Raw genomic sequence first — 7,804 nt, 5'->3', positions numbered from 1 at the left:
CGTGCGAGCTGATTGATGTTGTTCGAGGACCGGGCCAGCAAGTTGTGCAAAGACATCAGCTCGGCCGCAATGGCGCGGCGCTCGGTCGGCGAATCGGATTGCTCCGACAGCGCAGCTGAAATCAGCAGGTTCGGAACCGTCACCCGTTCCCGCGCTGCACGGGCAACCAGGGCGGCTTCTTCTTCTGCCGTGACCCACAGGTCGCGGCGCTTCTTACTGCCGGCCGGAGTGTTCTCACGACGACGGCGCGACAGATTGGGACGGTGAGTTCTCTCCTCATCCGACATTCCAATCCATCCCTTCAAATGGCCCAGCGCAGCGACCCCGATCAGGGGACCACACTGACTAGTGTGCCCGATCGACAACCAATTGTCGAAAGGATTCACCATTTACACCCGTGTAAGTGTATAGCTTGCTCCGTCGGGGCTCCACTACGCTGTCTGCACCGCCCTGGGCGGGGCTTGGGTCCACTGCATCCAGGAGGAGCGCTGCCGCGCCCAATTCCTTCAACGGCTCCGCCGTTCTGTTTCGGCGGTGGAGTGTACTGGCCGCCCTTCTCTCGGCAAGTCTCCGCCTGCGGCTTTCGCGGCATATCCTCAGTCGCTTCGCTCCCTCCGGTATTCCACGGACCACCCGCTCCGACTGGCCGATTCACTTCGCGGCCGAGTTTTCAAAGGCATGCCGAAAAGAACGGGTGGGACAACCAGTCAGCCGGTGCGCACCAGGGCGGCCGGCTCGCGCCCGTACATGGGGCGGCAGCGTCGAATAATTCGTAAGAGGCGGCACCTCAGGGCCCCCTCGCCGGAGACTTTGTCGCAGCCGGCCCCTAAGGTTTAACCATGGCGAACATCAGCATTGAAAGCACCCAGGAAAAAGCCCGGCAGCTCCTTAACTCACGCATAGAATCCGTGACCGCTCTCGTGCAGGCACGCCAGCGGATCGCTGACCTCAAAGAACAGCTCGCGGAGGCCGAACGCGAAGACAAACGCGCCTACGTCCGAGCCACCCGCGACGGCTGGAGCGACGAAGAACTCAAAAAACTTGGCCTGGATAACGCCGCCGCCAAACGCCGCAAGCGCACAACCACTCAACCGGAAAAGCCGTCACCCGCCCCGGCCACGGTCTCAACAAGCGAAAGCCTTTAAGCCAGCATTCAATAGGGCTCTACAAAAGCAGAACCGGTGTGCCGCGTTGCGCGGCACACCGGTTCTGCTCTCAGCCCGGGGAAGGTTAGCGGCCGAGGTCATTCCTTGCTGCAGTGCGATCAGGTCGCCAGGGCTGTGCTGCAGGACCCGTCGGTGCCGGGGACGGGTGCCCGGTGCCGGGGCGGCCGGGGAAGCTGGCGGCGTGCAGCCGCCGCATCCGGGCGAGCTCCGGGTCGACCGGCTCCGCTTCCGGTGCCGGTTCCTGCTCGCGCTGCAGCTGCTCCAATGCCTCGTTGATTTTGGCCGCTTTATCGCGGGCTTGTTGTAGGGCTTCCTCGTGTTTGAAACCGCCCTCGAGTGTGCGCGTGGCCTGCTCGATCCGGGTCTGTGCTTCGCTTCTTCGCTGGCTCACCTCCGCGGCCAATCTGGGCAGCGAAGCCACCCGGTTCTCCAGCTGCCGGATCAGTCCCACATCCGGCTGCAGGAGCTTTTCCCGGGTCAGCTGCATGTGCGCCCGCGGGATGCCTTTCACCTCGACCCGGAACATGGCCTTGTCGAAGGAGTTCGCGGCCAGCTGGGTCACCGTCAGGTCGTGTCCGCCCAGGCTGCCCAGCACACCGAGGTCGCGGCTGGCGTACGGGTCCGGCAACCCGATCCGCCGCTGTCCGGCCCACTCCCTGATAGCCGTAATGGCGTCCGCCCGGGACGTGTAGTCGCGGCCCTCGATGCTCATGCTGAACCGTTCGCCGGCCGTGTCGGTGGTGCGGCTGATCGCTGCCTCGATCAGCGGCAGATCCTGCTCGGCGGCTTCAAGGGCTGTCTGTTCTCCGCGGCGGGTGTGTTCGACCGCGACGAGGTTGCGGTTGAACGCGCGGTGCAGGCGTTCCAGCCGGGCCAGTTCCTGGTCCGCGACCGCCTTGTCCAGGATGAGCGGGTTGCCGCTGGTGATGGCTTTGGCCTGTGCGAAGTTCAGCGTGTTGTCGCCGATGTCTTCGATCTCGCGCACGTCGAGCCGGCCGCGCATGATCTGGTTGATGAACCGGCTCTTGCGCTCCAGCCCCTGCCACATGAACGAGTCGAAGGACTCCTTCATCACGACCTGGGTGATCTGCACTTCAGGGTTCTGGTTGCCCTGCCGCAGAATGCGCCCGTGTCGTTGTTCGACGTCGGCCGGCCGCCACGGGGCATCCATGTCGACCAGGTGCACGGCCCGGGCCTGAATGTTCGTCCCGACGCCCATCTTCGATGTCGAGCCTATGAGCACGGCCACCTGCCCGCTGCGGCAGGCCGCGAAGAGCCGGCCTTTCTCGGTGTCGTTTTTCGCCTCGTGAATGAACCGGACCTGCTGCTCGGGCACGCCGCGGCGGCGCAGCTGGTCCTTCAGCTCCCCGTACACGTTCCACCCGTCCGAAGGGGTGCCGAAGTCGCAGAAGACGATCTGCAGCGCCCCCGGCGTCGGGGACGGCTCCCCGGTAGCCGGGTCCGTGTAGATGCGGTCCTTGTTCTCCGCGTAGACCTGCGCAATCCGGTCAGCCGTCGCGCTGATCTTCGTCGGCCCGGCCTGCCGGATCGCCTCGTCGACCAGGCGCATGTCCAGGGCAGCCTTGCGGCCGTCCGAGGAGACTTTGAGCATGTTGTCTTCGGACGAATCGACCTGCCGCTGCTGGATCTTATCGACGCGTTCGCCGATCTCCCGGATGTAGGCCCGCAGTTCCTCGCCCGGTTCCACCGCGAGGACGGCCGGCTGACGCAGCCCGTCCTCCGCGCGGTCGGCCAGCTCCGGGGTCGGGAGGTTGAGGTCTTCGGCGGTTTTCACGTCGGCGAAGGTGTGGAACATCTTCAGCAGCTCGGGCACGTTCTGGAACTTCGCGAACCGGCTCTTGAGCTTGAATCGGTCCCCGCCGGCGACCGAGAGTTCCATCTCCTCAACGACCTGCCCGAACGTGGCCGCCCAGGTATTGAAGTCCCGGATCCCGGCCTGCTCCAGCAGGTCCGGGCGCAGGTAGCGCTGCATCACGTACATCTCGGTCACGGAATTGGCGATCGGCGTGGCCGTGGCCCCGGTGACAACCCGGTCGCCGTGGCGGCCGCGCAGATGCTCGATCTTCATGTGCAGGTCCGAGGCACGCTGCGACCCCTGGATCGCGGCCCCCGGGATGTTGGACGGGGTTTCCAGGTTCTTGTAGTCGTGCAGCTCGTCCACGACCAGGTAATCGATCCCGGTTTCCTCAAAGTTGATCCCGGGATCGACCGGTGTGTCCAGCTTCGCTTTGAGTCGCTCCTCGTAGGCCATGACAGACTTTTCCAGCCTCTTGATCAGGCTGGAGTTGGCCCGGCCGTTCTCCGCGTTCGATGCCTGGGCAGCGGCCAGTTCGGCGCGCATCCCGGCCACTTCCTTTTCACGGTAGACGGCTTCGGCTGCCGGGCTCAGGCTCACGCGCTGGAAGGCGGTGCGGGTCAGGATGACCGCGTCCCAGTCGTTGGCGGCGGCGCGGGCGACGAACTGGCGGCGCTTGTCGCCGGCCAGGTCAGCCGAGGACGCGGCCAGGATGCGGGCCTGCGGGTAGACCTGCAGCCATTCGCGGGCGAACTGCTCCAGCATGTGGTTCGGAACGACGACGGCGGGCTTGGACGCCATGCCGAGCCGGCGCAGCTCCATCACGCCCATGATCATCTCGGCGGTCTTGCCGGCCCCGACCTGATGGAACAAACCGACCGCGGGCTCGGAGAGCATCCGCGCCACGGCGGCCCGCTGGTGCGGCCGGGGCACGAAGTCCTTCGCCAGTCCGGGCAGGGTCAGCCGTTCGCCCTCGGCGCTGTAGTCGCGCAGCACGATGGAGTTGAACCGCCGGTTGTACTCCTGAAGCAGCCGGGTTCCCCGCTCGGGTTCCTCCCAGACCCATTCGCTGAAGCGTTCCTGCAGCAGCTGGGCCTTCTCCTGCGCGGCCGCGGTCTCGGTCGGGTTCAGCACCCGGCGGCCGTCCTCGTTCTCATCGGTCACCCGGACGGGGCGCTGTTCCAGCACCTGCTTCAGGATGTCCCCGGCAGGCATCCGCTGGGTGCCCCACTCGCTGGTCGCGGCCAGGCTGTGCCGGCTGGTCTTGACCTCCCACATCGAGCCGGCCGCGTTGTCCACGCTCGCGTACGCATCGCCCAGCATCTCGCGGACGAACTGCTCGTGCGTGGGCGCGTCGATCCAGACCGCGCCCAGCCGTGCCTCGACCTCGTCCATGCCCAGCGGGGCCGGCAACACCCCGGTCAGCGCCGTGACGTTGGCGGCGAACCTGCCATCCTCCGCGGCCGCCGCCACGGCCGCGTCCAGCTTCTCCCGCACATTGCCCGACAGGTACTCCGCCCGGGTCTGGAACTCTCCGCCGGTGCCGGGGACCTCATAGACCGCCTCGCCCAGCCGGGCCCGGGCGGTCTCCGCGTCGGTGCCCAGCAGGTAGCCGATTTCCTCCAGGTCGACCCGGCCCACCGTATCGAGGGTGACGGCGAGGGCTTCTTCGGCGGTGTCCACGCCGCGGACCGGTCGGCGCGGCATCACCTGCCGTGCGGTCAGCAGTGCCGCCGGGGACGACTGCCCGGTTCCTTCATCGAAGTTTTCCAGCGCCATGACCACGGGCCCGAACGGGTCGCGTCGCAGCGTGGTGACCGGCCGCGGAACCAGCCGGGACATGATCGGCTCGCCGGCATCATCGGTGCGTCCGGTGTTGCGCAGCGTGAAGCGGTTGATCGGCCCGAACCGGGCCGTGTACGCCGTGTAGTCGGCGTGGAGCCTCTCCCGCAGCGCATCCAGTTCAGGGGTGTCATCCAGGCTGGCCGCTTCGGCGGCCAGCAGCTCCCGGGCGCCGTCGCGCAGGCCCAGCAGGGCGCGCAGCTCGGTGTGCTGGGTCTTGGGCACCGCCAGTTCGACGTGCACCCCGCGCTCCACGACCGTGAAGGTGCCCTCGGGTGTGGCGGTGATGTGTCCTTCCCATTCGTGCTGCGCCGCCGGGACCCAGGCGGCCCGCTGCGCTTGTTGCCCGGCGGTGCGTTCGCTCATCACCAGCCCGCGCTCCCGTGCTTCGGCGACAATGCCGTCCAGGGCTGACTGCAGCTCGTCCGGCACGCGGGCCAGATCCTCGGTGATTACCTGGAGGGTTTCGGCCCCGTACATGCCGTTCCCGACGTGCAGCTCACCGAGGATCCGCTCCGGATACTCATCGAAGTAGGAGTTCACCCGCGTGATCTGCCCGTCAACGCTGCGGGCGGTCACCGTCTCCCACAGCGTGGACACCGGTTCGGTGCCGGGTTCGCGTTTGCGGAAGATCAGCAGGTCGGTCAGTGCCTCGGTGCCCGCAGCCGCGCGGTGCGCGCCGTTGGGCAGGCGCACCGCGCCGACCAGGTCCGCCATGGCGTTCATGTCCCGTCGGGCTGCCGGGTTGGACCCGTCCAGGGTGAAGCTGGAGGACAGCACTGCCACCAGTCCGCCGGGGCGGGTCAGCTCCAGTGACTTGATGATGAAGTGGTTGTGCATCGAATGCCCGGACGGGTTGTGCCGGCGGTCATGCAGCACCACGTTGGCGAACGGGACGTTGCCGATCGTCAGGTCAAAATGTCCGGTAGGGAACCGGGTCTCGGCAAAGGACTCGGCCCGGATCTCCGCGTCCGGGTAGAGCGCCTGAGAGATGGCTGCCGTGGTGGCATCCAGCTCCACGCCGGTCATCCGTGCCGTCTTAGGGGCGAAGCCGATGAACGTGCCCGCCCCGGATCCGGGTTCCAGCACCTCTCCCCCGGTGAAACCCAGCCGGCCGACGGCCCGCCACATTGCCTGCACAAAGGCCGCGTCGGTGTAATGCGCGTTGACCGTGGTACGCCGGGCCGCGTCATACTCGCGTTCCGACAGCAAGGCACGCAGCCGCGCCCGGTCCTCGGCGTAGTCGGCTCGGTCCTCGTCGAAAATCTGGAACACCCCGGCCGCGCCCCAGCTGCCCCACCGGCCCAGCACCCCACGCTCCTCGGGCGTTGCGGGCCGGTCTTCGGCCTGGATTCGCCGCAGCGTCTCCAACGCCTCAAGGTTGGCGCGGATGCGGGAGCGGGCGCCCGAGGGCGCGAGGTCTTTTTGTGATGAGGGGTGGAACCGGTCTAGTGGTTGTCCCGTTCCTCGAGCATCTGCAGGCGCAGCTTCTCGGCCTCGGCTTTCCAGTCCAGCCAGTCCTGCAGGTCCGGGTTCACGTTCTCGTCCTCGTCCTCGATCTCTGGCGGGGCCAGCAGGTCCGCCCGGACGATCTCCTCCGCCTGCAGCTTCGCGGCGTTCAGCCGGCCCACCTTCACCAGATAGCCCTCCCCCGCCGGGTCCGGGCCCGCGATCTGCGGGATCAGCTCCCCGACCATCTGTTCGGCCTGCCGGCCCAAGGTCGAAAAGAACTCCTCCGGATCCTCCAGCTGCCTGTACCTCGTCGGGGCCGCTTCCTGCCACATCTTCTGCGCCTGCGCGCCGTACCTGTTCATCCCTGTCCTCCTCCGGTGCTGCCCACAACGCCTCCAGGCTCAGCTGACCATCTACCTCGTACTGCTTCCTCGACCGCTTCGCCACCGGCTCCCGCTCCCGCCATCGTCAACGTTTCCCGTACTCACGCTAACCATGTGATGAAGCGATTAACAGCCTGCGCGTTTCAGTGACGTTTTTACTCCCCTGATTTGGCATATTCCGCGTCGAACCATTCGATAAACCCCAAGGTGCTGCCCCACTGGCGCGTGATTCGATCATGGACAGCACGCTGGTCATGTCCCGGCAGGAAAATACGATGCCCGGGCACCGGGCCACCGCAGCCGCAGGCACACGTGCGCGCCCCTTCCATCGGATCGTCAAAGTACGTGACGGGATTACGGTGTTCGTCGACCGGTCGACCGATCAAGGCATCATGAACTGGATCGCCGGCACCAAGGACGCGTCCAACAACGGCCTGCTTGCTGCGCAGCCTAGGATTCTTCGCCGGCACAGTCTCGAGCCGCTCGATTGCCGCGACCACCCGAATCTTCCCCTCAGAGGAGAAAGTTGCGTACCGCTCGCGCTCCGCCCGAGGCCCGAGCACCCACACCCCGCGGTTTTGGTTGAACGTCTCCTGTGGGCTGTGCTCTGGAGACCACCCCACCCAGGTCCGTGTCATATCGTCGATCGCCGGGTCAACCTCTTTAATCGGGCTTAGCTTGAAATTGATTGCCACTGCACTATCTCCCCCTTCTGCACCAGGTGTGCCCTGGTACTTGCTCCGAGACTACGGCAGAAATAGACATAAACCAAGGGCAAGGGAGATAGTTATCTCACCTTGCGGAGGTTGAACTTCAATGCCAGCCCATTTCAAATCCGGCACGATTAGCAACAGAGACGTCTGCCCCGCAGCGACTGGCCGCCTACTATGAACCAAGATATCGCCGCCCTTGCGGGCAGCCCTTGGTTCCCTGAGGATGCCGGCAAAGAATTCGGCCCACTCCTGGGCGTACTTGGGGTGCGCTGGGAACGGGCGGACCCTCCGGCCGATTATGCGATCTCTCTGAGCGGGCTGATGAGGATACGCAGGCTTACCGTCTGACCCTGACCCGAGAAGAGGTGCAGAAGCAGCTCGAGGAAATCAAGCGCCTCACGAAAAGCCTTGCAGAGCGAGTGCGTGCGCTCA

The 7,804-nt window shown here is 66.0% G+C and carries 5 protein-coding genes; 1 reads left to right on the top strand and 4 read right to left on the bottom strand.

Going from position 1 to position 7,804, the window contains the following annotated elements; all coding sequences use genetic code 11:
• On the bottom strand, positions 1-389 hold a 389-nt coding region (locus tag D477_RS17620; RefSeq protein ID WP_424580028.1), incomplete at its 3' end, for a plasmid mobilization protein.
• Positions 390-839: 450 nt separating this feature from the next.
• Between D477_RS17620 and D477_RS17615 the strand changes: the two genes are divergently transcribed.
• On the top strand, positions 840-1,145 hold the full coding sequence (locus D477_RS17615; RefSeq protein ID WP_005272797.1) for a hypothetical protein: 306 nt from the start codon (positions 840-842) through the stop codon (positions 1,143-1,145).
• Between the two features lie 85 nt (positions 1,146-1,230).
• On the opposite strand, the gene D477_RS17610 is transcribed toward D477_RS17615, so the two are convergent.
• The 3 genes from D477_RS17610 to D477_RS17600 all read right to left on the bottom strand — a co-directional run bounded on the left by D477_RS17610 (position 1,231) and on the right by D477_RS17600 (position 7,354).
• On the bottom strand, positions 1,231-6,195 hold the full coding sequence (locus D477_RS17610; protein ID WP_237740824.1) for a helicase-related protein: 4,965 nt from the start codon (positions 6,193-6,195) through the stop codon (positions 1,231-1,233).
• A gap of 77 nt (positions 6,196-6,272) precedes the next feature.
• On the bottom strand, positions 6,273-6,638 hold the full coding sequence (locus tag D477_RS23410) for a hypothetical protein (protein ID WP_005272795.1): 366 nt from the start codon (positions 6,636-6,638) through the stop codon (positions 6,273-6,275).
• Between the two features lie 176 nt (positions 6,639-6,814).
• Positions 6,815-7,354 (bottom strand): hypothetical protein, encoded by a 540-nt coding sequence (locus D477_RS17600; RefSeq protein ID WP_005272794.1) that lies wholly within the window; start codon positions 7,352-7,354, stop codon positions 6,815-6,817.
• Positions 7,355-7,804: the final 450 nt, after the last annotated feature.

Source organism: Arthrobacter crystallopoietes BAB-32 (assembly GCF_000328305.2).
Classification (GTDB): domain Bacteria; phylum Actinomycetota; class Actinomycetes; order Actinomycetales; family Micrococcaceae; genus Crystallibacter; species Crystallibacter crystallopoietes_A.
Note: the sequence above shows the minus strand (reverse complement) of the source record. Positions and strands in the feature narration are given on the sequence as shown.